This window comes from Methylobacterium nonmethylotrophicum (assembly GCF_004745635.1).
GTDB classification, from domain to species: domain Bacteria; phylum Pseudomonadota; class Alphaproteobacteria; order Rhizobiales; family Beijerinckiaceae; genus Methylobacterium; species Methylobacterium nonmethylotrophicum.
In genome coordinates, this window is the sequence record NZ_SRLB01000043.1 from 25,590 (window position 1) to 49,971 (window position 24,382).

The window sequence follows — 24,382 nt, forward strand, 5'->3', positions numbered from 1 at the left end:
GCGGCTAGCTCGCCAAGTGATCTTAGCCCGAGGTCACCGTACACCAGGTCAGCGGCCGTCACCCGCAGGACCGAAATCGCGCAGCGGGTTCGGGGGGCCCCGCAGGCGACGCGTAGGGCATGGCCCGAAGGGGATGCCGCTCTAGGGCTCTGACATTCTTTGAACTCGACGACGCAGCGCCTTCCGCAGGGCCGCCTGCTTCGGCGCTGGCAGCAGCCGCTGCGCTCGTGGCGGTGGCCCTGCGCTGCCAAGCTCTCTCCTGGCCGACCTTGCAGGAGCGCTGCATATCGTGCCGATCCTTCTCGCTTACCGGCTCAACCGGTTTGTCGACCAGTACGCCTGCCATGAGCCCCTTCAGCCCCATGACCCAGTGATGCCAACCTTGTCTGATCGTCAGCGAGTTGAGCTCGCGATCCCAGCCTACCTCCTTTGTGCCTTGACCGCCGTACCAGGCGTGTTCGTCCCAGCCAACCCGGACCTGGCGGCGAGAGCCGAGGCCGATATCACCGCTCTGCGCGCCGATCTGCAGGCCGCCTGCCTCGAGCCCTTCGATGACCTTATCGCGAAGAAGCAGCACGCTCTCCTGCGTCGGGTCGAGCGTATCGGGAAGGGCGTGATCGCCGGATGGGGGGACCGGCCGGCGCTGAGCGTGATGCTGTCGCTCTGGTACTTCCTGAAGGACCTAACCGACCGCGAGGTGCTGATCCTGTGGGAGGGCTCGGCGATGGAGCGGGCGACGAGCAAGCTCCTTCCGATGTTCGCGCACGGCTTCGACGAGCAGAAACGCGACGCAGCAGCCCAGGAGCAGGCCCGGCAGCTGCTCGACTGCCTGCGGGCAGAAGGGCTGTATGGCTGAGAGCACGGCTGTCCGGGGTCGGCGCTGGTGATGCGGCGAGTGCGCAGGGCGGAGTGGGCGCGGGTGAGGTCTTGCGAGGGGGCGTGCTGGTCGCGATCGGCGTCGTGGAGGGGAGGTCCTCGAGGAGCACGAGGTCGCCCTGGAGGGTGAGGCTGGCGCGGGCGTCGGCGAAGGCGGCGCGGGCGCACCAGCCGTGGCGGATGGGGCTGTGGCGAGGAGTTGGTCGAGGCGGGCCAGCGTGTCCCCGGCGGCGGCGAGCGGCATGGCGAGGGCGGCCCAGGGGAGAGGCTCGGGCAGGCGGTAAACCATTGTCCTGCTTGTACCGCTTCGCCGTTATGGAAGCGAAACGGTCCTTCGCTTGGTTCACCTGGACGAGCGCGCGAGCGGCGCGCTGACCATTGATAATTTGCACTTATCGATGATGATGGACGCGGGCGCGGAAATTGGCTTGGATGCGACGGGAACCCCTGCTGCACCGCGCCCTGGCGCTCGGGAAGCCGGCGGCGTAGCCCGGCCCTAACCAACCGTCTGCGCAATTAATTGCGCAGCGTCTTCCGAGCCACCTCAGCCGTAGGGCCTGCACGCTGCAAGGTTCCAGCAAGGTCTTTTGCCCCGCCATTCACCGCGCTTCTTAGCCCGCGGTTCAAGGTTGCCCGGCATTGTGCCTTCACGATCTCGGGGCTGGAAGGTAGAACCTGAGGCAACCAGGACTGCCATAGCGAGCTTGTTTGGCGAACTCCGCTGGATGACTGAATTCACAGGCGGTTTCGATTTTAGTTGTTCCTTTGCTGCTGGTTTCTTACTACATTCGCCTACGATGTCGAAAACCAAGCACGTAAAGTCAAAAACGAAGGCACCGCGCACCCTCGCGACGGGTGGCGGCAACGCGACCGCGTCAGGGGTCAACTTCCAGCAGAGTTTTGGTGCCTTGCTCGGAGTGTGGATGCTGGCGGAGACACCAATCGATCCGCGACTTCAGCTCGGCAATGCGACGGTCACTTCCATCCGCATGGAGACAGAAGCACCATTAGATGATGCCTTTGCAACGACTTCGAACGGTGGGATCATCTGCAGTCAGGCTAAGAACACACTGTCGATGTCAAACATTCTGGCTAGCGAATTCGGCAAGACCGTAGATCAAATCGTTCGCCAATGGCGCCTATGCCATTACGGTGCGGGCGACTTAGGTTGGAACCGGCCCCTAGACCAAAACAAGGACCGCTTGGTGATCGTGGTCGGACCCGGTTCGCCGGTTACGACGCGGGTCAACCTAGCCAAAGGCTTGGAAGCCCGACGGCAACCCGGCGCTCCGGTTCTCACCGCCGCAGAAACCAAAGCGCTTAACCAGTTCGACACCTGCGTTCGCCTCGCCTGGGCAGCATCGTCACCTGGCGAGCTTCTGACCGAAGACATTCAACGGTCCATCTCACGCCTGACATATATCTATACAATTGATCCTGAAGGTGCCGATCGAGCGGCCTGGATCGCAACGCTTGCGCCCGTATTCGATAAAGCCGCCGATGCGCCAACCGGCTTCAACCTGCTGGAGCGGATTGCCGGGGACTTGATGAGCGGCCGACGCGGTCGCACTTTGCCCACCCTTCGCGCCGACCTTATGGCCCGCGGAGCTCGCCTCGCTGCGCGACCCGAGTTCTGTAAGGATGTTGCTGCGCTCACGACTTATTCTTTGCAGACAGAACAGATCTTGGCCAGTCTTGAGGTTGTCGAGGCCGAGACGGGCGTGCCGGTGGGCATCACTCGCTACTGCCAAGCCGCAGTTAATGCGGCTGCATTGGGCGGCAACCTGCTTCTGATTGGAGAGCCCGGCGCTGGCAAGAGCGCGGTGATCAACGCGCTCAGCCGTGCGCTCCGAAAACAAGGTCATGACGTCGTCCAACTTGCGGTGGATCGCTTCTCAGTCGAGTCTTTGGAAGGACTTTCCCGCGCACTTGAGCTGGAACATGAACTCCCCGCCGTTCTCAGCGCCTGGGACGGGTTAGAGCGAGCATTCCTTCTAATCGACGCTCTAGACGCTAGTCGCGGCGGATCTGGCGAGGCTGCGTTCAAGCGGCTTATTGAGGCGATCGTTGAACTCAACGGACGCTGGACCATCGTCGCTTCGATCCGCACGTTCGATCTTCGACTTGGGCACAACTTCCGTGCGTTATTCAAGGGAACGCCTCCTGACAAGACGCTTCAAGATGATGGCCTCGCCAACGTCCGGCATATTCAGATCCCTCCTTGGTCTGAGGCCGAATTTGCTGAAATCCTGGCGCGCGCGCCACGCTTAGCCGACGTGCTCAAGCATAGCAGTGCCAGGTTGTGCGAGCTGGCCATGGTGCCGTTTAACACACGACTGCTCGCCAACTTGGTCGCCACTGGAGCAGTTAGCCAGGATTTCAACCTCATCGACTCCCAGGTCTCCCTGCTGAACCTTTATTGGGATCGGCGTGTCAGGGGTCACGGTGTGGCAGCAGAAATCTGCCTCCGCATAGTCGTTGAAGAGATGGTCGCGACCCGCGCCTTGCGCGCTCAAAGACTTAAAGTCGCTACTGCAAATCCGAATATTCTTGACACGCTCACAGGAGAGGGCGTGCTGGTTGTCACCAATGGCGAGCGATCTGTTCAATTCCGCCATCATGTTCTTTTCGACTATGTTGCCAGCCGGGTATTTCTCGATCCCGATGCTGTCATCACTGGCAGCGCGACTTTCCCGAAGACTGAAGGGCTCGGCTTAGTCCTCGCACCGGCGATGGGCTTTCTGTTGCAGTCGCTCTGGACTGAGGGTGTCGATCACAAGCGCTTCTGGACAGCGGTCAGCAATCTGCTCGGCGTTAGGGACTGCGACCCGATCATTCGCAGCGTCGCCGCCCGCATAGCCGCGGAGCTGCCGGTCACGGCCGAGGACGTTGAAGCCTTTGCGGCGATGATCAACGCCGGCTCCCCCACCACGATCGCCGCCCTACCGCACGTCGCGGGTGCCGTGGCAGTACGGATGGAGGACGAGTCCGGCGTCGCGCTGGCGCCGTGGGTTCACCTTGAGCTTCGGCTATCAACGAAGCCTGCGGACATCGCCGGCGTCCTACGCATGATGGCCTTCATGCTAATCGACCGCGTAAAGGAACCTGCCTTGCGCGCTGACTTGGGGTCTGCCGTGCGCGCGCTGCTGGCCTATGGCTACACCTTGGAAGAGTCGCAAATCCTCGCGACGCCGGGCATCGGTTTCGTCGCTGACACCCTCGCGACCGACGTCGAAGCCTCTGTCGCGCTGTTGCGCCAAGCGCTCTCCAAGGACCGCTTCGACCGCTTCGCGCCTCAAGAAGTGCCGGCACTCGCGAGGAAAATCGAGTTGATTGCTCCCATCTCGCCGAGGTTCGCCGCAGAAGTCTATGAATGCGCCTTCGCCGGGCAAGTGACCGAAGACCGGCAGACCTCGCTTAGTGGCAGCCGTATCCTCAATCTGACGTCAAACGCCAGACAGGATTTCCAGTTGGCGCAGTGGTCGCTGAAAGAGTACTTCCCACATTTTCTGGTCGCATCGCCTGTTGAGGCGACCGAAGCTCTGCTGCTGGCGATCGAGGGCTACGTCGCCCGAGCGCATCCTCTCTCTGAGGATCTAGAAGAGCTGAGCATCACCGTGGAGGAGGCTGTAGCCCGTCTGCAGCCGGACTACAGCCACATCTGGGCTCATGATCCGGACCCAGACCATCCGGACGAGGCCGAAAAGCTTCTATCGCAATTCCTAACCTGGCTCAAGACAGGCGACGAAACCAGTGTCTTGGCCGCTGTGAATTTTATGTTGTCTCGGTGCCGGCTAGCGGTCTTCTGGTCGCGCCTCTTCATGGCTGGGGCTACTCGCGGCGGTGCCTTAGCCCAGCGCCTAAGAGCCTATGCGGTACATTCTAGCTTCCTGATTACACATGATACGCGAAAAGATGCCATTGATCTCCTCGCTCTTCAGTACCACGAAATCTCTGAAGCCGAACGTCGCGCCATTGAGACTGAATTACTTGAATGGTCATTTAGCGAATATATTAATCCTGAGGCGGCGAAGGAGAGCTTCCTTCAGCGGCTTTTCGGGACCATCGGAATGGATAGCCTAGCGACAGAAGCCGCCCGCGCAGTGGTCGCCTCGATGCCCGAAAGCGGGGCGACCAATAATCGCCTTGTTAGCATCAGTGTCGGCTACGCGGATAACAGCGACGACTATCGGTGGCTAAACCAGGAAGCAAAGGCCAACCCAGCCATTCACGAGGCCATCGCCGACCTCGATCTCGTTCGCGAGCAGCTTCGCCTTGAAGTCGGTGATAATGAACCACCGGTCGATCCCGACGCCGCGCTCGATGCGCTTGGGAGGCTCGGGCGCCGGCTGACCAACGGCGCCATCTCCGATCGGAATTTGCTCCATCGAGCTGAAGGATTATTCGCCCAAGGCGTCCACAAGCTCATCAACAGCGATCACATCGGCGCTAGCACTTTGCCGGAGACGGTAACGCAGCTAGTCGAATGGATCGAGGTTGCGAGCCGATTCGACAACCCTGAGGTTGACTCGGACACGGAGAAAAAATTCGAGGAATTTCGGTCTTGGGGCTCGCCCTCAGCCCGAATTGAAGCGGCCGAGGCAGCACTCGATCTCTGCCTTAAGCGGCCTGAGGTCTATCTGGGCCTTAAATCCCTGATCGATCGCACGTTGAGCGATCCCCATCCTGCCGTTCGGATGAATGCTGCGGTCCACTTGGTCCGCATATGGGAAATTGATCGGGAGGGTTTCTGGACGCGCGCCACTCGCTTTGTCGAGACGGAGACGAACCGAAGCGTTCTCGACTCCTTCATATGCAGCACCCTTGATCGGGTGCAATGGGACGACGCCGCGCGTGAAGTTGCCGATCTCGTCCTGCCTTTAATCAAGCGGTTTTCTGCAAGTGATTCACATAACAACAGCATCAGGCAGCACATAAATCAGCTAACACTTCAGTTCTGGTTCCGCTTCGGCTTCGAGGATGCAGCTGAACATGTGCGCGCCTGGTTCGCACAGGCGGTTGACAATGCCGAAGAGGTTGGTGTTGCCATCCAATGGCTGCGGCCTGCCTTCACGGTGGGTCTTCGCACCGAAGATAAGACGGAGTTCGCCGCCCAGCGCCCGCTTGCGCTCAAGCTTCTGGCGCAAGCCGTTATGCAAGCGGGCCAGGCGCTAGATCACTACGAGACTTTGTCTGCGCCGGACGAAGCGGACACGGCGCGCGCACGCCAGGCGCTGAGAATTATCGATACGGCATGCCAGCAGCTCTACTTTAGCACAGGCTCCTTCCAGGACGGGGATCGTAATCCTGCGCCGCTAATGATGAAAAGCGCGGCAATATTCGTACATGAAACCGCGCCGATACTGCGCCAGATAGGCAAGTACGGCGGTCCACACACGATCTACTATCTCATCCAGCTTCTTGAGCAGTTGATAGTGGCCGATGCAGGTGGTGTCTTTGACCTCATCTCCACGGCCGTTCTACAGGGGGGCCAGCAGACCGGCTATCAGTTCGAACACATGGGTGCCGAATTAATAGTCAAGCTCGTCGGGCGCTTTCTAGCCGATCACAAAGAAATCTTCGACGGTCCCCATCGCCGTACGGCTCTGGTTGACACGCTTGAGGTTTTCGTCAACGCCGGCTGGCCGTCTGTACGTCGACTATTTTACCGTCTACCAGAGTTGCTATACTAACAATTACTGCTAGACCTTCAGCTCCCAGCGGCTTCGGTTGAACCGCGGTCCCCTTCGCAGCTTGGGGCGGATGAGTGTCCGACACGATCCGGGCCTACGATGCCCAAGCCACCGCGCTCGCGGCCAAGTACGAGAGCGTACCTGCCGGCCAGGTTCATGCCGCACTGCTTGAGTTCGTCCTGCGTGGCGCCGACCTGCTAGCCCTCGTTGTCGGCGCAGGCTCGGGCCGGGACGCAGCTTGGCTCGCGGCGGATGGCTTCGAGGTCGTGGCTGTCGAGCCAGCGGCCGGCATGCGCGCCGAGGCGATGCGGCGCCATCCCGATCCCTGTATCCGGTGGCTCGACGACCGCCTCCCCGACCTCGGCGCCGTCCACCAGCTCGGCCTCGCCTTCGACCTGATCCTGCTCAGTGCCGTCTGGATGCACGTCCCGCCTCCAGCGCGGGCTCGGGTCTTCCGCAAGCTCGTCACCCTGCTCAAGCCTGGTGGCGTGCTGCTGATGAGCCTGCGCGAGGGGCCATCCGAGCCGGACCGTCCGATGTGGCCTGCGCCTGCCGGCGAGGTCGAGGCACTCGCGCGTGTCCACGGTCTCGCGGTCCTCCGGTCGGTGGCGACGAACGACCGGCTCGGCCGACCGGATGTGCGCTGGACGGGGATGTGCTTGCGCCTGCCCGACGATGGCGCAGGCGCCCTGCCGCTCCTGCGCGGCATCATCCTCAACGACGACAAGTCCTCCACCTACAAGCTCGGGTTGCTGAGGGCCGTGGCACGCATCGCGGATGCGACGCCCGCACTCGCTGTCGCGCATCCCGACATCGACGCCGTCGAGGTCCCACTCGGCCTCGTGGCGCTGAACTGGGTACGCATGTACCTCCCGCTGGTCTCTGCCGGGCTGCCACAGATGCCGGGCAACGCCGGGCCGGACGGGCTGGGCTTCGCCAAGACCGGCTTCCGGGAGCTGCTGGCCTCCGACGTTGCCGCCCAGGACCTGAGGATTGGGGCCAACTTCGCCGGAGACCGGGCGGCCGCGGTGTCCCGGGCCCTGGCCGAGGCGCGCCGCACGATCGCGACCATGCCGGCGAACTACATCACCTTCCCGAACTCGGATGCGCGGGTGTTCACGGCCGCTCCGGCCACCCCAGCGCGGCCGGGCCGCGAGCTGACCCTGGACGGCGAGGTCCTGCGCGCCTTCGGCACCCTGACGGTACCCGGCCACGTCTGGCGCACGCTGCAGCGCCTCGGCGTGTGGGTCGAGCCCGTGCTCGTAGGCGAGTGGTCGCGCCTGATGCGGGCCTACGGGGAGCGGATGGGGCGGCCTGTCGGCTCCGGCGAGGCCGAGGCGGCACTTGCCTGGCTCGACCCCATCAGAGACACGCAGCTCGCCCGCATAGTCGCGCAGCGCCTTCTGGACCAGGGCCGCCAGGTCACCTGCGTCTGGACCGGCGCGTGGATCGGAAGCGGGCCGGGCACGCTCGACATCGACCATTGCCTGCCGTGGTCCGCGTGGCCGTGCGGGGATCTCTGGAACCTGCTACCCGCGACGCCGCGCGTGAACCAGCACCTGAAGCGGGATCGGCTCCCATCCGCCGCGGCGCTGGCCGGCGCGCGGACCAGCATCATGGCGTGGTGGAGCGACGCATGGCTGTCGGATCCCGCCCTGCAAGGCCGGTTCGAGCGAGAGGCCGCTGCCGCCTTGCCGGTACCGGCGAGCGCGTCTTTCGAGGACATCTTCGCGGGCCTCGAGTGGCGACGCCTGCGCCTGCGCCAAGATCAACAAGTGCAGGAGTGGCAGGGCGTCCGAGGCGACCTGTGAGGTGGATCGCTTCACCGATGCCCCGGCGTGGCCGGCCGACGTTCCCAAAGTGATCGGCCCGCGCAATTAATTGCACGGTCCCATCGACAAGGTCAGGCGGCTCGTGCACCGCACCGAACCCCGTGGGTAATTACCAATCGGCTAATTTGATTGATATATCTGATTGTAATTTCGGGTAAGTCCCTTGGAATAGATCTCTTGGGATATGATTTTATGTATGGGATCGGGCGGCAGCCTCAGTCCTCCGCCGCTCGGCGCACGAACGGACGCCGACCGTTCTTGACCTTGCCGCTGCTCTCCCAGCCGAGCCGCACCAGGATCGCCTTCACCCGCAGCTGCTCCATCCGATTGAACTTCTGGATCTCCATGAACAACGCACCGGAAGCCACCTCGCTCAGGGTGACGTCGTCCTTACCGGCGAGCCACTTCCCGATCAGCTCCTCCCATGCGTCGACCTCGAACCGCGCCTCTTGTTGCGGCTTGATGAACTCGGCCTCAAACTCGGCGTCTGGCCAGGATCGCGCGCCCGCCCGGTACATGACCACGGCCTCGGCGAAGAGTTGGTCCCGGTCTCGCGCCAGGGCGTCGAGATCGATCCTGCCCGTCTTCACCGGCCAGAACCGCCGGGCCCCCGTCTCGTCGCGCAGGTACGCCGGCATGTTCGTTGTGCCGATGAAGACGCACATCCTGGGTTGGGCGACATCGCAGCGGCCATAGGGTGGCCGGTATTCATCGATTTGCCGACTCATGAAGCTCTTGAGTGCGTTGGCATCGGCCTTGGTGGTCGCCGACAGCTCCGAGATCTCGACCAGCCACTTACCCCGGAGATGCAAGCTTACATCCTTACCGGAGCCGATGTCGGGCAAGTTGTCGGAAAACCAAGAGCCGCCGAGCACCCTACAGGCCGAGGACTTCTTCCGGCCTTGCGGACCTTCCAGCACGAGCATGTAGTCCGCCTTACAACCCGGATCGAAGATCCGCGCCACCATGGCGACCAGGAACATCTCGCTGATGCCCCCCGTGTAGGCGGCGGGTTCGGCGCCGAAGTAGTCGATGAGCCACATCCGGGCACGCGGGATGCCATCCCACACCAGCCCCTCCAGATAAGTCCTCACCGGGTGGTGAGACTGCCCCGCTGCGTGTAGCTCGATTGCCTGGTGCGTCGTCTCCTTCGACAAACGCGTGATCCCGGCCAGCTGCAGGTACTCCTGCAATGCCGTGACGTCGGTGTCCTTCACCGGGCGCTCCTTGAACGGACGCCTCGACCGTTCGTCTGGTCCCCCCGGTACGGGCTGAGCGAGCATGATCTGCTGACGCATCTCGTCCAGGACGAAGCACCCGCCGATCTCCGGGACGGCGCGCAAGGCCACCATCGCGTTAGCGACGTTGGCGATCGGTTCCCCCTTATCGGACCGCTGACAGTCCACCAGCCATGCAGGGGGCGGGACCCTACGGGTGCCGACCGCCTCGTCGTTCGCCGGCGGCGGCAGCGGACGTCCCGGTTCGAAACGGAACATCCTATAGGCTTCTGCCTCGACCTCAGGCGGCATCGGGGCGTCCCCTCATCAGGTCGTTGAGATCCGCCTCGCGGCGGCGCGGCCGCACGAGCACGACTTCGACATCCCGCCAGCGCTCGACACAGGCCTTGGCCGCGGCGCGCCCGGCCTGGTCGTTGTCGACCGCAATCCAGAGTTGCGTGACGCCGGGCAGAACTGGGAGCCGCGCGATCCCCCCGGCCGAGACGAGGCTCCACACCGGGGCGGCCCCGAACTCCGGGATGCACTGCAGCGAGAGGGCCGTTTCGATCCCCTCGGCGATGCCGAGTCGACCACCAGCCTCGGCCCGCGACCCGAGCTTAATCGCTCCATTCGCGATCGGGCCCATCGAGCGCCGGTCGACACCGTCGATCTCGACCTTGATGCCTTCGAGTGACAGCGCCGTGCGGTGGATACCACGCAGGTAGTCATCCTCGACGTCGCGAACCAAGGCCAGCATCGCCGGCGTGCGGCGACCCCGGCCGAACGGGCACTTGGGATGATAGCGCACGACGGTGTCGCCGGCCGCCGGGAGGGCGAGGCCGCGGCTCCGCAGGTACGGCTCCACCGGCGTCCCTTGCGGGTCGATTGCTTCGTCCCAGAGCCGCTTGGCTTGGTCGACCCGCTTACGATCCTCAGCGGACAGCTCGCGGGAGGGTGGAGATGCACCGGGCGCCAGCGCCGTCGACGACCGCCGGCCGCCGATCGACGCCGGCGGCAGGTCCATCAGGCGGAGGACCTTGTCCTTCGCCAGCAGCGGACAGCCCTTGGAGAACAGCCAGACGAACAGTCCCCCAGAACAGTCCGGCGCGATCTTGATCGCCATGGACCGGTCCCGCTCGGAGTGCCCGGGCGCGGGGGCGTACACCACCTCGCCACGGCAGACCTCGCCCCGGGTGACGCGGGCGATCGTGTAGAGATCGAACTCCATCACGCCCCCCCGCGATCGTCAGCGAACACCTCGACTTCCGTGTCCGGGGCGACCCGTCGGACGAACGCTTCCCACGCCCGTTCGAACTCCGGTCCGGTCTCGATCACGATTGCGGCGCGCCCGTCGCGGGCGAGCTCGGCGCATCGCTCATAGGCGGCGATCACCGGCTCGCACGGGACGATGCTGACCCCTGCACACGCCCTCATCAGGGCGCCGAGGGAGCCCTCATCGAACGCGGCCGGCCCGAGGGCCGGGCCCATGTCGTCACCGACGAGGGCGACAAACAGCGGCACGGTTGGCGGGTCGAACGCCCCAACATGCTGGGTGACGATCAGGAAGCCGCAGCCCGTGGCCGCCATAGCGTCGAGGATCGGCTCCACGTAGGCCGGGAGAACCTTGCGCAGGGCGGCGAGCTGGCGCGGGGTGACGGGCTCGACGGGAAGGTCCGGCATCACGCCCCCCTCTCGTCGCTGGCCGGAGCCGCTGCGACGGCGGGCTCGACGCGGTGCGCGGCCGCGTAGGCTTCCACGTCCGCGACCCGGTAGGCCACGCACCGGCCGAAGACGTAGGCGGCCGGACCGGTACCTGCGGCCCTTGCCTTGTTCAGGAAGCTCTCGCTGACGCCGAGGCGGCGTGCCGCCTCCCACGTCTTCATCGGCCGCTCCCCGGGCGGGAACATCCTCTCGGTGCGCATCGTGACCTCCGTGCGGTCGGTCGCCGGTGTGGCGCCGATCCGCGGGAGATCAGACGGGAAAAGCCGAGCCGTGGCTCGCCCGATTGCGTTGAAGACGAACGGCTCTTGCGTTGAACGCACCCGCTCCGGGCGGGCGTGGCGGCGTCACGTGCCCCTGGCGAGGACGCTGAGCTCCGATTTCACGCCGCCGCGCTCGTCCGGGTGCCGGAGCAGGGTAGCGAGGATCTTCAGCTTGTACGGTGACGGAGCCTCGTCGAACTTGTCGTACGCCTCCCACGCCTTCTTGATCAGCTCTTCGAGCCGTCCGGCGGGGATGGTCAGGCCGTCGGGGCCGCGCCCGTTGGTGATGCGCAGGGTGCGGGCGACATGCAGGGCGAAGTCCAGGTACGGCGCGGTACCGACGTGCAACGCCGACGCGGGGAGCTCGGCCTCGGCCAGTTCCGTCTCGGACGGCAGCGCGGCGAAGGCGGCACGCCATCCCGCGCGGAGTACGCTTAGGTCGACGCAGACGTGGCCGCGCATCTCCTGTCCGTCGAGGACCATTGAGGCCGCACAGGACTCCACGAAGGCCGCGGACGCCCCATCTTCGCGCCAGTGGGCAGGCGGGATTGGCACGCTGCGCCCGTCCCCGTCGACGAGAACTGCACCGAGAAGCCCCTCGGCCAGGACTTGGCGGTAGCGCCTGACGAGCTGCTCCTCGAACGGAACCACCCGCACTTTCAGGGCATCGGGCAGCGGCGCGCCGATCGCAGCGAGCCGCCCGGCGCTCAGTCCCGCCCGCAGCCGCGTGAGCGATAGGCAGCCGATCACCGGGGGGGCCAGCGTCAACTCGAGGGTCGTGACGGCAGCAGGCAGGAAACCTTGCTCCCTCATGTACAAGGGCTGGCCGTGCTGCTCCTTGAACCTGACAGAAACCTTGAAGCTTGTCGGGTCGCGCCTGTCCGGCCCACTGCCTGCCTGGATCCGCAAGGCAGTGGACACGACGGCATAACGTATCAGCCGCGGCGGAAGCCGTACTCCGTTCGGGCCCCGGGTGGGCGCATAGCGATCGATGCTGAGACTGCAGTTCTCAAAGGGCACAGGGGCCCTCGCCTCCAAGTCGGTGCCGTGGTTGTCGTGCAGGATGGCTGCGGCCAAGTAGGTCGCCGCGAACGGCAAGGTGACGTGGCCAGGAGGCAGGAGGGGCATCGGACAACGCGCGGAGTTAGGTACGGGGAGGTGAATTGTCCGAGGCAGGGCGTTAAGCGGCCGTTCCCCTTCGTCCGACGCGGAGCTGGAGGTTATTCACCGGAGTGTGGATAGCCGGGAGCGTCGCGGTGGCGAGGGGATCCTGAAGTCGGCCGAGTGGCGACGCGCAACGCTGGGCAACGCTGCCGCCCTTAGTTTCTCCCTCGATGTTCATCCGCGCCCGTGTCGGAAGATTTTAATGACGCCTGCGTTCTCAGCGTTGCCAGCGTTGTGTGGTGGCTCCGGGTGAACAGGGATGGGCGATCGCCGACCGAACGCCCCCCCTTTGCCGCAAGACGAGCTGTGCATATATAGTGCACTGAAAGTGCGTAAGGTGGTCGCGATGAGCGTTGGTGCAGCTATTCGCGAGGACGCCCCTGCGATCCTCGTGTCGCGGTTCATGGACGAGCTCCAGGAGCCACGGAAACCCTACATCTCGTCCGAGCGCTTCGCCGAGCGCTTAGGCATGAGCAAGATGACCCTGGCGCGTCTCGCCGGCGTCCACCGCAACACGCTACGTACGAACCCCGCCTCCGAGGTCCTGCAAGCCCGCCTGCGCGAGATGATCAAGATCATCATCGCGGCCAGCCAACTCACTGGGGATATCGAGAAAGCCAAGTACTGGTTCATGAATGAACCGATCTTGGACTATCGTGGCAAAACCGCAGCCGAACTCGTTTCCGACGGCAAGTTCGAGGCCGTCCTGGCCTTCCTTGAAGACCTGAGGAACGGGGCATCCGGGTGATCATCACCCGGTTCCCTGCGGAGCGGATCTTCTATCGGTACCTCACACCCCGTTGGTCCTATCTTCCCCTGAGCGGCGCAGGTGCGGCGACGGGCGGGGGCCGGTTTAACCGACCGGGGATTGAAGCGCTCTACCTCAGCACGGAGCCCGAGACCGCCTATGCCGAGCTGAAGCAAGGCGCTTCCATCGCGCCGCCTGCCACGCTCGCAGCCTACAAGGTCAGGGCCGACGAGATCGTGGATTTCTCGGGCGATTTTGACCCTGCGACATGGTCGCCCGATTGGGCCTCATGGAATGCGGACTGGAAACACATCGCCCGCATCGAGAGGCGTATCCCGCCATCGTGGATCCTGGCGGACGGCGTGATCGCCGCGGGGCGACGCGGCCTGCTGTTCCCATCGACGCGCCGGCCCGGTGGTACCAATCTCGTCCTGTTCTCGGCCAATCTCACGGGCGGCGACGCGCTTACCGTGCACGACCCTCACGGCGACCTGCCCGTCGATCAATCCTCGTGGCGATGAAGCTGCGCCAGCAGGGGCGTACCGAACCAGCCATCCTACGCCGACGCAATGCCCCTGGCGGGCGTTGGTCCATCGGCCATTGCAGCGCTGTGGCCGAGGCGCCTACGGCGACGAGCAGCGTCCACACAAAGCTGTAAGATCCCGTTGCGTCCAGGATCACACCGCCCATCCAGGCGCCTGCGAATGACCCGAGCTGATACGAAAGGAAGATCACCCCGAATAGCAGGTTGAAGTGCCGCAGGCCGAAGAGCGCGCCGATCAAGCCTGAAACCAAGGGCGCCACGGATGGCCAGATCCCATAGCGATCAAATCCGTCACGAACTTGAAGCTGGTTTGCGCGATCAGCCTACCAAGTAGCGCCATGCGCAGATTACCGCCTTGTCGTCGGAGGGGGCATCTCGCGGATAAAATCTCGCTACCCCGTGAAGCGAGGCCCGCTCCCGATTGGACCGAAGTGCACGAGCTAAGGCGTGGAGTATGCTAAATCCGACAATGGCTGTGGATAATTCGCCGCACCCTCTCTCCCAGGCAAGGCAGGATCCTTGTGCTCTGAGGGCCAAACGTGGTTAGTGAACCGTTAAGCCAATCCATAGGGGTGGACAGCGAACTGTGCGCCTGTCATACTCCTTGAATGGGTGCTGCTCAGGAACATCGCTCTAGCCCGGCCGAGGAGGCGTCAGCCTTCCGCGTGGACTCAATGGTCCGCGGCATTCTCAGCCTGCTGGAGACTCTCTCTCCAGCCGAGAAGCAACTCGTCGTGCGGCGAGTTACAGACGCACTCCGACCAATCCGAACTCCAAACGCGGGCGACGTCCTCAGCGTTGTCGTTCAACTCATGCCACGCACCGGCACTTGGACAGTCGACGATCTAAAAAAGACAATCGAAAAATCAGGCGTCGAGGCAAAGCCTAAGGAAATTTACAACGCGCTCGGCTATCTAACGCGCCGCAAGCATATACAGAGAATTTCTTATGGCCGATACATGGTAGATGGTGCCATGGTTGAGACGGCCGAAGATCTGGGTGAAAGCAACCGCTACGAGGAGAGCTATCAGGAACAATCCTGAAAAACCGATCTTTATTTTGCGTGCGTAATCACACGCGCAAGGAAATTTGACCAACGGAATTAGAAGGGCCGTCGAGTGGCTAGACTCGACGGCCCGGAAGTTCCGACCCGCATGACTCTGAGCCAGGCGCGGGACAGGCTGCATCACAGCGGGTGCTATAATGGCGTCTGCATGCCTCTGGTCAAGCCTGGCTTACACATACGAGCCATGAAAGGCACGGCTATGAGCAACCGACCCTTCCCTTCTTATTGGATGTATAAAGACAACAAAGGCGAGTGGCGCTGGACCTACCACGCCAGCAACGGACTGGCAATTTCTGTCAGCAGCGAAGGGTATAAGCGTAGATCAGACTGCGAAAGAAGCATCGAAATCATGAAGGGATCGCACAACAGCCCGACATGGATGCCTTCAGACCTCTTGCACGCAGCCTGAACATGCGTGGCTCGGCGTAGAGCCGAGCCATCCTTGCTTCTGATGGAGAGTTTGATGTCGACTTGGGATGTTGCTGTTGTCCGCGAGCAAGGCGTCAACTTCGCGGTCGTCAGTGTTCGCGATAGTGTTATCGACAGCTTCGGCGACCGAGACAAAGTCGTACGCACCTTGAGCTACGAATTAGGTGTTCCTACCGTCTTGATAGGCGCACGAGATAGCCGCCTGTATGGCCGATCCGACATCGTCCGATTTCTACAGAACGTGCATCCGTCCCGTCTGCCTTGGCGGAGGATCACGCTGGCGGCATGAAGCCTCGGGCGAGCGCACCCATGGGACCTCCGATCCCGGGCACGCTCGCCCTCTCTGACGGCCCGATTGGCAGAAACTTTTGTCCAGCCTTACATCCGTTGCGCCGGGGGAGGACGCTCAATCCAGAAGGGGATCCGACAGGCACGGCGCCCCCCCTGGATCAGGATCTCGCCTGCCTCCCGGCAAGTTGCCAGCGCAGCCTTTGGGTCGTTCCAGCGCATCAGGTCGGTCCATAATGCCGCGGCGCCCGGTCCCTCCCGGAAGGCTGCGCGTACGCTATCCTCTATGGTGGTGATCTCCGCCCGCGCGGAACGGTCGCCGGCCCACCAGCCGCCCGAGATCCCGAGGATGAGGGCGCCGGCGACGGCAAGTCCGACCAGGACAGCCGTGCGCCGGTCGAGCGCCCGCACGCGGTCGGTCAGCGCCCGCTCTGCCGTATCGGCCAGCACGGTCGAGAGCCTCCTCACCGTCTCGGCCTCCGCTGCCTGGCACTCGGCCCGGAAGCGATCCGCTTCCGCATCGGCGAACTCGCGACCATCCAGCAGGAGGCCGCCGAGCCGGCCAGTGACGTCTTCCGCCGTCAGGGCGAGAGCGGATCGCTGCTGGCCCAGGTAGACGACGGTGCGGGCAAGCGCCTCGACCAGGGGGGCCATCGGATCCCCGGGCTGAAGACCCGCCGCTCGTGCGGCTTCGCGGAGAGCTCGGCCCATCCGGACCGCTTCGGCGAGGATGGGGACGCTGGACGCCTCCACCGCATCAGGGCCGCGGCTCATGGCAGCCACTCCAGCACGGACGCGAAATTGGCCTCCATCCGCCTCAGCCAGAGCGTGACCTGCTGCGACTTCCACGGACCGAGCGGCTGCTCCCCGGTGGGCGCCAGACCCTGGGCGGCCAGGAGGAACGGCATCCCCCGCTCCTCGAGCTCGGGCGCCGGCTCCAGCCTCGGCATGCTGACCAGGCGAGCGCCCCGGGCGATCGTGGACGCGAACACCGCGTGGGTTTGAACCGTCTCGCTGAATGCGGCGTGGGGGGTCCGGCCGACGGGGACGACCCCTTCGTTCAGAACCAGGATCGTCGTGGGGCTTGCGAGAAGGCCTCCCTCCTCGACCGACTGCAGGTACGCGACATCGTCGAGCGACGGTCCGAGGACATGCACCGGCACGACCTCGACCGCGAGGCTCGTGAGCCAGGCCAGCAGATCCATCTCCCGGGCGAGGCTCTTGAGCGTGAGGTCACCGCCGCCAAGGTCGAGCACAGTATCGTGTCGGTGAAGCAGCAGGCCCTCGACGATGCCGGCGACCCACCCGCGCACATCCGCATCATCGGCTGAAGGTGGGCTCACGGCGCGCGAGTGGTAGCGGGCCAGAGTCTGGTTGGTCCTATCCCCATCGGCCGGCAACGGGTGCCGGCCCGCATTCTCGGCGCGGTCGATCATCCAGCGGGAGAGCATCGTCTTGCCCCGGCTCCCCCGGCCCAGGAGCAGGACCAGCTTCGGACGCCGGTCGGCGAGGTCAGGGGCAACGAAGGCGGGCGTGTCGTCGGAGAAGTTGCGCTTGGCGCGGGTCATGGTTCGTCGGTCCTGTCAGGTGCCGGGCGAGCGTCCGCGACCGGCATGATGCGAGAGGGCTGGCGCGGCAGGGGCACTCGGGCGGCCCCCATCGCACTAAGGACGGCCTGGATGCGCTCGGTCGCCTCCTCGACGCCGTCGACCGGCGAGGCCGCTCCGGGCGCGACACGCGCGGACGGGAGCGGTGAGGATGGGAGCGGGGTCGTCAGGCGAGCCGGTGGTGTCGCGAGACGAACACCACGGACGAGCTCGCCCGGGCGCGGGGCGATGCTGGCTTGAGCCTGCCGGGCGGCCGCGACGGCTGTTCGGACCCGCCGCCAGGTTCGGGACGCCGTATCGCGGGTTAGGGGGCGCCCGTGCTCGTCCGTGAGACCCAGGCTCGCGAACACGGCGAGCGGATCCCGCCAGGCGATCCGGCCGCTACCGAGTTCGCGCATCAGAGTGTCGTGGTAGCGCGTCATCCAGGGGCCGAGGCGCCGGTCCCGGGACCGGACCCGCGCGAAGGCGGCCGGGATGTCGGGGTGTTGCCGCGGCATCAGCGTCCCCCCTCCCGGTCGAGAAGGACCGGACGCCCCCCGGAGTGGTGCTCAACCGGGGGACGAGCGGGGCGCGGGGGCGGGGGTTGATCCCCTACAGACCAAGGCACCCGTAGTGCGCGAGTGGTACAATCCGAATCGTCGGCCGAAGCCGGCATCCGGAGATCGGCATGGTACCAGAGCGGGACGCTCTCACGGCCCTGGCAAAGCGCATCGGGGACCTGCATCGCGAGATCAGCGTGCTCGCGGCAGGCGTGACCCAGATCGTGGCCGGACAGGAGGCGCACACCGCCCTCCTGCAGGCCCTCCTCTCGGCCGTGGCCGACCTCGGGACGCAAAGCGATGGTGACGGCCTCGCCGAGGCGCTGGCGCGGATCGCCGACAGCCTCGACGAGCAGACCGAAACGCTGGACGGGATGCGCGCCGGCCTCGACGCCCTTCCCGGCGCCGTCGTGATCAGGCTCGGCGCGGGGCGTGCGGCGTAGGGTGCTGGCGCGATGCTGACCTACCGCACGGGCTCGGCGGGTGGGCTCAGCGGCGCGCGCGCGATGACGGCCCACCTGATGGAGCCGACCCTGCCGGCCGAGGCGGCCGCCCTCGCCGCCTACTACGCCTGCGTGCCCGGTGCGGCCGGCGCTCCACCAGAAGCCTTCCAGGTCACGCTCCCGCGCGTGCGGGAGGACCTCGACCCAGCACTCGCAGGCCTGCTCGGTCTCGATCCACGCAGGCCCCCGGACGCCGACGGCATCGCCCACCTGCTCGCCGGGCAGCGCGTCGACGGGACGCCGATCGCAGGCCGCACGGCCCGTCCCACGACCGTCTCTCTGGCCGAGGAGACCGGCCTGCCAACCGATCGGCTCCCGGCTGCCCAGGACGTCGAGCGGGTGCTCGCCGGCCGTCATGCCGAGACGGGCGAGGCCCTGCCGACGGATCGCGTGGCGCCGCTGCGGGCCCGAACCCTGCGCCTGCTCGGGGCAGACGAGACCACGTCCGTGACAGCCATCCTGGAGGCGCTGGCTCAGAACCGCCGCGCTGACGGGGCACCCCTGCGTCCGACCGCCTACCGCGACGCCGTCACCGCCGCGCGCGCGCCGATCGGCTTCATCGACCTCTGCTTCTCGGCCGACAAGTCGGTGTCGGTCGCGATCCTGCTGGCCCCGACCGCGGCCGAGCGCGCCGCGCTCCACGCAATCCACCGCGAGGCCGTCGCGAAGGCGATGCAGGCCGTGGAGGACAGGCTCGGATGGGCACGACGTGGGAAGGGCGGTCGGGGCGGAAGCGAGCGCGGCGCACTCGCGTGGCTGGCGTTCGATCATTACACCAGCCGTCCCACGACGGAGATCGCGGACCGTGATCCCGTCACCGGCGAGGCCTTCAGCCACCTGGCGACCGTGCGCGTGCCGGGTACGCCTCAGGTGCACACTCACGTCTGCGTACCCGCCGTGGTGCTGACCCCTTCGGGTCATGTCGGCGCGCCCAACCTGGACGCCATCAAGGGCCTGAAGGAGATCGGATTTCTCTATCAGGCTCACCTCGCCACGGGCCTGCGCCGCCTCGGCGTCCGCGTCGAGATGGATCCCGTCACCGGGGCTGCCCGCATCACGGCCGTTCCCGAGGCGGTACGCGCCGCGTTCTCGCGTCGCACGGCTTGCGGTGAGGCCGCGGCCCGGGCCTACGCTGCGGCCCAGGGTCTCGACTGGGACACGCTCGATGTCCGGCGCCGGGTCGGCCTGCTCAAGACGGGCGTCCAAGGCGACCCACGAGCGGCCAAGACCGACGACGTCGCCGACATCACGACCTGGCGCAGGGAGGCGGAGGCGCTCGGTTGGCGACCGGCCCCCGTGTTCGATCCGGATCATCCGATCCCACTGCCCTCCCGGTCCGAACGGGTCACCATCGCGCGGGCTGCCGCGGCTCCATTCCTTGAGCGGGAGTTCGAGGGCGAGGCGGTGCTCGACGGGACTGCGGCGCGCATTGCCGCGGCGCGGGGGCTGGTGGCCGCCGGCGTCCAGGAGGCCGGAGAGATCGATGACGTGGTGGCCGCCCTTATCGCGGGCGGCGTCACGGACGCGGGCAAGAGTGCGCCCGTGATCGTGCGCCAGGTTCGCGGCCGCCGGGGTCAGGCCACGGTGCGCCTCACGACGGCGGCCCACCTCGCGCGCGAGACCCGGCTCGTCGACCTCGGTCGTGCGGCCGCAGCCGATCGCTCCAGAGCCCTGACGGAGGAGGAGGTGGAAGCTGGCGCGGCGGCGGCAGGCCTCGATCTGACCGGGGTTCACGGTCAGGCACAGGCAGCCGCCATGAAAGCTGTTGGCGCGGCCGGGGCCCTGGCCGTGTTGGTGGGTGCTTCCGGGTCGGGCAAGACAACTCTCCTGAGCGGATTGTGCGCCGCTTGGGGTGCGAAGGGTCGGCCGGTGCACGGCACTGCGGTCGCATGGCGGCAGGCCCAAGCGCTCGCCGACGCCGGGATTCCATCCGAGCACTGCCTCGCCCTTGCCGCGCTCCTCGCCCGGGCCCGCAACGGCGAGCTGCGGCTCGGCCCCGCGGATGTGGTCGTGATCGATGAGATCTCGCTTGCTTCCACCCGGGACGCCCTCGCCCTGCTCGAGTTGCGGGAAGCGTCGGGCTGCAGCCTGGTGGCCGTCGGCGACCCCCTGCAGGGCCGAAGCGTGGAGGCCGGCGGTGTCATTGATCTTCTCTCGCGGGCCCTCGGCGGTTCGCTGGCGGAGGTGACGACGACGGTGCGCCAGCGTGAGGCTCGGGAGCGCGAACTGGCCGACCTGGCCCGGGCAGGACGGGCAGCCGCCGTGATCGACGCCCTGCGGGATGAAGGTCGCGCCCGCCTTGCCGCCGGAACGCAAGCCGAGGCCGCCGCTGCCGCGGCAGATCTGTGGTGGGAGCGGGCCCAGGCCATCGGCGAGGACGCGGTCCTCGTCCTCGCGCCGACGCAGGCCGACGCCCGTGTCACCGCCGACGCGATGCGGCGCAAGCGGCAGGCCGAAGGCCGGCGCGGCCCCGATATCGCCTGCCTCGAGGCGGTGGATCGGGCTGGCGCCGCGTTCGAGCTTCCGCTCGCCCTCGGCGACCGGGTGCGGCTTTACCGCCGAACGTTCGGCCGCGGCGGCGGCCGAGGTGCGCTCGGGGTCAACGGCTCGATCTTGACGGTCAGGGGCATCGAGCCTGCCGGTCTGGTGCTGCGCGCCGCTTCGGGGCGTGAGGCCTTGGTCCCCTGGGCCGCTCTGCGCGACCGTGAGACAAGCCGGATCCTGCTCGGTCAGGGAGACGTCCACAGTATCCATAGTGGGCAGGGGGCCACATCGGAGGAATGTATTCTCTCTCTGCCTCAGGGATCGCAGGGGGTTGATGCAGGACAGTTCTATGTTGCAGCGACGCGCCACCGATCGAGATCTTGGATCGTTCTCGGGGAAGGTGCTGAACGTCGGGCCGTCGCGGCAAGCCGGCCGGTCGGCGATGCTCGCCCGATCCGCGCTGCCGACCTGTGGAGCCACGCCGCGAAAGCCTTCGGGACCCGCCCCCAAAGCGAGACCGCGCTCGATCTCCTGCAGCGTGCCTATGCCGCCCGCTGCGCCGCCGAGGATACCTTCCGGCTCGGTCTGGTGCGAATGGAGGCCAGGACCGCGCGCGGAATGGCGCCGACCATCCTCCCAGTCCAGGGGCGCCGGCATCGTCTCGCACAAGCCTTGAAGCCCATCGCGGTGCGGCTTCAAGCCCGGACGCGAGCGCTCGCGCAACTCGCGGCCGAGGCAGCCCTCACGAGTGACCGCCTCGCCCGCGCTGCACGGCAGGACGAGGCGCCCTGCCCTGCCCCTCGGGGACATTCGAGGACCGGCCCGGCGCCGCGGCTCTGAACGCTTAGTCGCCATCCGAGTAGCTCAGCGACGACCGCCCGGAGGGGGAACAGGCGGTGCGCCCTCGCCGCCGTCCTCGTCGATGACCCTACGGCGTCTTCCCCTGCCCGGGATGACATCGATCCGGCTACCGACGTCATCGGGCGGGTTCGGTAGCGCTGCCCCGACCGGCCCGTATGCGAGGATGGCGCCGTACACGACTCTGGCCAGCAGATCCCGCCAGTCCTCCGTCAGGCCGGCCTCGATGGCGTAGGCGTCGATCAACTCGGGTAAATCCAAGAACATCCACCACCGGGCATTCCCGTCCTCGCTCACGCGGGCGTCCGCCCAGCGAGTAACGAGGTCCTGCAGTGGGCCCGCCACCGGCGCGAGCTCCTTCCTCTGAAGGATGGCAGCGACTTCGTTCCGGGCCTCTGCATCGTCCACTCGGAAGGGCCCATAGACGAACTCTAAGTCGCGGACAGAGCGAACAAACTGGGTGAGGCGGTTCTGCTCCGTTGGATTGCGGGGTCGCTTGAGCAGGGCGAGATGGACGAACGCGGGGTGGAGGACCGGACCGGGGAGTGGGGCAGCGAGCATGATGGCCTCGTTGCGAAGCCAGGGTCGGATGACCGAGGCCCAGCAATGCTGCCACTGCGCAGCTCGCGCACCTGGGCGTGGCGCCTGAAATCGTCCGGCTTGGCCGGTTCCGCCCAGGGAAGACCGGCTTTTGGGGGCCACTGCAGCTGAAGAGCCGCAGTTTTCCGGTGCCTGGCCCCCGATTTGGGCTTCTGGACCCCAGGAGACGGCCTGCGAATCGGGTCGGGGGACGCGGGTCGTGGGGGCTCCGTAGCCACTACGGACTTGTCAGCCGGTTGCAGAAGCCTATGTTCAAGCCCATCTAAACCTATGCCGTTTCCGCACGAGGGCGCTCTCGTGCAGACGCGAAGGGGTGGCCCGCCCGACGGGGTAAGGGGATCGCAGCGCTGCGGTCCCCTTTTCTTTTCGTGGCGGTCGGGGCCTGCTTCGTTCTTAGTATCGTGTATCTGGTCGTGCTGCTGATGACGTTGTCGACCGCTGACGGCGTGGCTGTCGCGAAAGGCCAAGGCCCTCAAGCCCCCTCCCCTGCTGTCCAACAGCGCAGCGCTTGCATCGGGTGTCTGGTGAGGGTTCAGACCCTGGTGTGTGGCTGTCCCGCCGCCCGTGTTCCGACCCTATTGATCCGGACGCGAGTGTCTCGTGAGGCCGTCTCACCAGGGCGTACCCCGCGGACACGGGACGTGGCGTTCGTCGGAACGGATCCAGGGCCAAGGCCGGCGCCTTCAAATGACTTCATATGAAGTCACGTCACTTCACATCACGCCAAATGACGTTAACCGCCTTGACGTCATGCCGCGCTACGCCGCATCACGCCAAGGCGCGTCACGGCAATTAACGTGGCGTTGAGCGATGCCGCCCCACACTGCTCCCAGTGACCGGACGTGAGGTGACCCCACATGGCTGTAATTGCCGTCAGCAATCCCAAAGGCGGGACCGGCAAGAGCACGACCGCCCTCGTGCTCGCGACGACGCTGGCCCGCCACGGGGCGTCGGTGACGCTGTTCGACTGCGACCCGAACCGCAACCTCGTCGCCTGGAAGGACGGGCCGAGCGCCTGCCCGGTCACCGTGATTGGGCACGCCGACTCGACCAACATCGGCCGCATGCTGAAAGGGGAGGGGGGCCGCAGCCAGTTCGTGATCGCCGACCTCGAGGGCACCGCCTCGCTCATGGTCGCCTCGGCGATCCTGGCGGCCGACCTGACCCTCATCCCCATGCAGGGCTCGGCAATGGACGCGACGCAGGCGCGCCGCGCGATCGCCTACATCGAAGACCAGGCGGCGACCGTCGGCCCGCGGCCCTACCGCGTCCTGTTCACCCGCACGAAGCCCGGGTTCGCGACCCGCGACGAGCGGGTGATCCGCGAGACGATGGCCTCGGCCGGCATTCCGATGATGGTGACCGACCTCGCCGAACGGGCCGCCTACCGCTCCATGTTCACCTACCGCCAGAGCCTCGAGGAGCTCGACCCGCAGGCCGTCAACGGCCTCGACAAGGCGAGAGAGAACGCCGACGCGCTCGCCGGCGAGATCGTCGAGATCCTGCGCACAGCCAGAGAGCCCGCCCATGTCTAAGCCTACGCCTGCCGGCCTCGCGAACCTCGGCGACTTCAAGCCGGCCGCGCCCGCCCCCGCGGATGTGCCCGCGGTGAGCCGCACGGCGGCCGCCGCCCATGGATTCGTGGAGCGCGACGCCCCGAAGCCGATCAAGCGGCGCCGCGCCTCGGAGGAGCCGACGACCTCGTTCACGACGCGGATCAACGTCTCCGACCAGGTCGACTTCATCGAATGGTGCGACCGCGAGCGGCTGCCCTACCGCGAGGGGTTCAAGCGGATGATGGACGCGGTCCGGAAGGGTATCGTCTGAGCGCGCCGCATTCGATTCCGAATCCCTCCCCAAGCGCCGGATCCTACCTGTAGCGGCGCGCAATCGAACTGTGGCGGAGGCGCAATCGAGGGCGTTTTCCGGCGCACGATCGGTGAGACTGGAGA

Annotated in this window: 20 protein-coding genes; 12 read left to right on the forward strand and 8 right to left on the reverse strand. The window is 66.0% G+C overall.

Going from position 1 to position 24,382, the window contains the following annotated elements:
- Positions 1-289: 289 nt before the first annotated feature.
- The 3 genes from EU555_RS37350 to EU555_RS36470 all read left to right on the forward strand — a co-directional run bounded on the left by EU555_RS37350 (position 290) and on the right by EU555_RS36470 (position 8,380).
- Positions 290-856 (forward strand): hypothetical protein, encoded by a 567-nt coding sequence (locus tag EU555_RS37350; protein WP_245524597.1) that lies wholly within the window; start codon positions 290-292, stop codon positions 854-856.
- 745 nt (positions 857-1,601) lie between these two features.
- Positions 1,602-6,569 carry an NACHT domain-containing protein gene (locus EU555_RS32010; protein ID WP_135419376.1) on the forward strand — a complete coding sequence of 1,656 codons (4,968 nt, stop codon included), beginning with the start codon at positions 1,602-1,604 and terminating at the stop codon, positions 6,567-6,569.
- Between the two features lie 74 nt (positions 6,570-6,643).
- Positions 6,644-8,380, forward strand: coding sequence for a class I SAM-dependent methyltransferase (locus EU555_RS36470; protein WP_167858730.1), 1,737 nt, complete (start codon positions 6,644-6,646; stop codon positions 8,378-8,380).
- Positions 8,381-8,616: 236 nt separating this feature from the next.
- On the opposite strand, the gene EU555_RS32025 is transcribed toward EU555_RS36470, so the two are convergent.
- The 5 genes from EU555_RS32025 to EU555_RS32045 form a co-directional block, all read right to left on the reverse strand.
- Positions 8,617-9,897: a virulence-associated E family protein gene (locus EU555_RS32025; protein WP_135419378.1), complete on the reverse strand. Its 1,281-nt coding sequence runs from the start codon at positions 9,895-9,897 to the stop codon at positions 8,617-8,619.
- A 22-nt stretch (positions 9,898-9,919) separates the two neighbouring features.
- Entirely contained in the window at positions 9,920-10,846 is a 927-nt protein-coding gene (locus EU555_RS32030) for a DUF7146 domain-containing protein (protein ID WP_135419379.1), read from the reverse strand.
- Entirely contained in the window at positions 10,846-11,298 is a 453-nt protein-coding gene (locus EU555_RS32035; protein ID WP_135419380.1) for a hypothetical protein, read from the reverse strand. The genes EU555_RS32030 and EU555_RS32035 overlap by 1 nt, the downstream gene beginning before the upstream one ends.
- A complete protein-coding gene (locus EU555_RS32040; RefSeq protein ID WP_135419381.1) occupies positions 11,298-11,501 on the reverse strand; it encodes a helix-turn-helix transcriptional regulator in 204 nt (67 codons plus the stop codon). The genes EU555_RS32035 and EU555_RS32040 overlap by 1 nt, the downstream gene beginning before the upstream one ends.
- Before the next feature lie 183 nt (positions 11,502-11,684).
- Entirely contained in the window at positions 11,685-12,677 is a 993-nt protein-coding gene (locus EU555_RS32045; protein WP_135419382.1) for a hypothetical protein, read from the reverse strand.
- 433 nt (positions 12,678-13,110) lie between these two features.
- Here EU555_RS32045 and EU555_RS32050 point away from each other — a divergent pair, with 433 nt between their 5' ends.
- From EU555_RS32050 to EU555_RS32070, 5 genes are all read left to right on the forward strand, one after another.
- A complete protein-coding gene (locus EU555_RS32050; protein WP_135419383.1) occupies positions 13,111-13,512 on the forward strand; it encodes a hypothetical protein in 402 nt (133 codons plus the stop codon).
- Positions 13,509-14,033: an RES family NAD+ phosphorylase gene (locus EU555_RS32055; RefSeq protein WP_091890558.1), complete on the forward strand. Its 525-nt coding sequence runs from the start codon at positions 13,509-13,511 to the stop codon at positions 14,031-14,033. Before EU555_RS32050 ends, EU555_RS32055 begins: the two co-directional genes overlap by 4 nt.
- A 631-nt stretch (positions 14,034-14,664) precedes the next feature.
- On the forward strand, positions 14,665-15,099 hold the full coding sequence (locus tag EU555_RS32060) for a hypothetical protein (protein WP_135419384.1): 435 nt from the start codon (positions 14,665-14,667) through the stop codon (positions 15,097-15,099).
- Between the two features lie 252 nt (positions 15,100-15,351).
- Positions 15,352-15,531 (forward strand): YegP family protein, encoded by a 180-nt coding sequence (locus EU555_RS32065; protein WP_244537675.1) that lies wholly within the window; start codon positions 15,352-15,354, stop codon positions 15,529-15,531.
- Positions 15,532-15,585: 54 nt separating this feature from the next.
- Complete coding sequence (locus EU555_RS32070; protein ID WP_135419385.1) at positions 15,586-15,840, forward strand: hypothetical protein; 255 nt, start codon at positions 15,586-15,588, stop codon at positions 15,838-15,840.
- Between the two features lie 89 nt (positions 15,841-15,929).
- Here EU555_RS32070 and EU555_RS32075 read toward each other — a convergent pair whose 3' ends face one another.
- Positions 15,930-16,493: a hypothetical protein gene (locus EU555_RS32075; RefSeq protein ID WP_135419386.1), complete on the reverse strand. Its 564-nt coding sequence runs from the start codon at positions 16,491-16,493 to the stop codon at positions 15,930-15,932.
- A gap of 116 nt (positions 16,494-16,609) precedes the next feature.
- Entirely contained in the window at positions 16,610-17,407 is a 798-nt protein-coding gene (locus EU555_RS32080) for a P-loop NTPase family protein (protein WP_135419387.1), read from the reverse strand.
- Between the two features lie 706 nt (positions 17,408-18,113).
- On the opposite strand from EU555_RS32080, the gene EU555_RS32085 reads away from it, so the two are divergent.
- Together EU555_RS32085 and mobF are read left to right on the forward strand one after the other, a co-directional pair.
- The gene (locus EU555_RS32085) at positions 18,114-18,428 is read left to right on the forward strand and encodes a hypothetical protein (protein WP_135419388.1); all 315 of its coding nucleotides are present in this window, start codon (positions 18,114-18,116) and stop codon (positions 18,426-18,428) included.
- A 12-nt stretch (positions 18,429-18,440) separates the two neighbouring features.
- Entirely contained in the window at positions 18,441-21,812 is a 3,372-nt protein-coding gene (gene mobF / locus EU555_RS32090; protein ID WP_135419389.1) for a MobF family relaxase, read from the forward strand.
- Between the two features lie 24 nt (positions 21,813-21,836).
- Here the strand turns inward: mobF and EU555_RS32095 are convergent, their stop codons facing one another.
- Positions 21,837-22,391, reverse strand: coding sequence for a hypothetical protein (locus EU555_RS32095; protein ID WP_135419390.1), 555 nt, complete (start codon positions 22,389-22,391; stop codon positions 21,837-21,839).
- 896 nt (positions 22,392-23,287) lie between these two features.
- On the opposite strand from EU555_RS32095, the gene EU555_RS32100 reads away from it, so the two are divergent.
- Both EU555_RS32100 and EU555_RS32105 read left to right on the forward strand, forming a co-directional pair.
- Positions 23,288-23,965 (forward strand): ParA family protein, encoded by a 678-nt coding sequence (locus EU555_RS32100; protein WP_135419391.1) that lies wholly within the window; start codon positions 23,288-23,290, stop codon positions 23,963-23,965.
- Positions 23,958-24,257, forward strand: a complete 300-nt coding sequence (locus EU555_RS32105; protein WP_135419392.1) for a hypothetical protein — start codon at positions 23,958-23,960, stop codon at positions 24,255-24,257. Before EU555_RS32100 ends, EU555_RS32105 begins: the two co-directional genes overlap by 8 nt.
- Positions 24,258-24,382 lie beyond the last annotated feature (125 nt).

Excerpts from the sequence above, each read along its gene's own strand:
- EU555_RS32050 (WP_135419383.1), top strand. The coding sequence starts at position 13,111 with ATGAGCGTTGGTGCAGCTATTCGCGAGGACGCCCCTGCGATCCTCGTG.
- EU555_RS32100 (WP_135419391.1), top strand. The coding sequence starts at position 23,288 with ATGGCTGTAATTGCCGTCAGCAATCCCAAAGGCGGGACCGGCAAGAGC.
- EU555_RS32070 (WP_135419385.1), top strand. The coding sequence starts at position 15,586 with ATGTCGACTTGGGATGTTGCTGTTGTCCGCGAGCAAGGCGTCAACTTC.
- EU555_RS32080 (WP_135419387.1), bottom strand. The coding sequence starts at position 17,407 with ATGACCCGCGCCAAGCGCAACTTCTCCGACGACACGCCCGCCTTCGTT.
- EU555_RS32035 (WP_135419380.1), bottom strand. The coding sequence starts at position 11,298 with ATGCCGGACCTTCCCGTCGAGCCCGTCACCCCGCGCCAGCTCGCCGCC.
- mobF (WP_135419389.1), top strand. The coding sequence starts at position 18,441 with ATGCTGACCTACCGCACGGGCTCGGCGGGTGGGCTCAGCGGCGCGCGC.
- EU555_RS32060 (WP_135419384.1), top strand. The coding sequence starts at position 14,665 with ATGGGTGCTGCTCAGGAACATCGCTCTAGCCCGGCCGAGGAGGCGTCA.
- EU555_RS32025 (WP_135419378.1), bottom strand. The coding sequence starts at position 9,897 with ATGTTCCGTTTCGAACCGGGACGTCCGCTGCCGCCGCCGGCGAACGAC.
- EU555_RS32105 (WP_135419392.1), top strand. The coding sequence starts at position 23,958 with ATGTCTAAGCCTACGCCTGCCGGCCTCGCGAACCTCGGCGACTTCAAG.
- EU555_RS32095 (WP_135419390.1), bottom strand. The coding sequence starts at position 22,391 with ATGCTCGCTGCCCCACTCCCCGGTCCGGTCCTCCACCCCGCGTTCGTC.
- EU555_RS32085 (WP_135419388.1), top strand. The coding sequence starts at position 18,114 with ATGGTACCAGAGCGGGACGCTCTCACGGCCCTGGCAAAGCGCATCGGG.
- EU555_RS32030 (WP_135419379.1), bottom strand. The coding sequence starts at position 10,846 with ATGGAGTTCGATCTCTACACGATCGCCCGCGTCACCCGGGGCGAGGTC.
- EU555_RS32010 (WP_135419376.1), top strand. The coding sequence starts at position 1,602 with ATGACTGAATTCACAGGCGGTTTCGATTTTAGTTGTTCCTTTGCTGCT.
- EU555_RS32065 (WP_244537675.1), top strand. The coding sequence starts at position 15,352 with ATGTATAAAGACAACAAAGGCGAGTGGCGCTGGACCTACCACGCCAGC.
- EU555_RS32075 (WP_135419386.1), bottom strand. The coding sequence starts at position 16,493 with ATGGCCCCCCTGGTCGAGGCGCTTGCCCGCACCGTCGTCTACCTGGGC.
- EU555_RS32040 (WP_135419381.1), bottom strand. The coding sequence starts at position 11,501 with ATGAAGACGTGGGAGGCGGCACGCCGCCTCGGCGTCAGCGAGAGCTTC.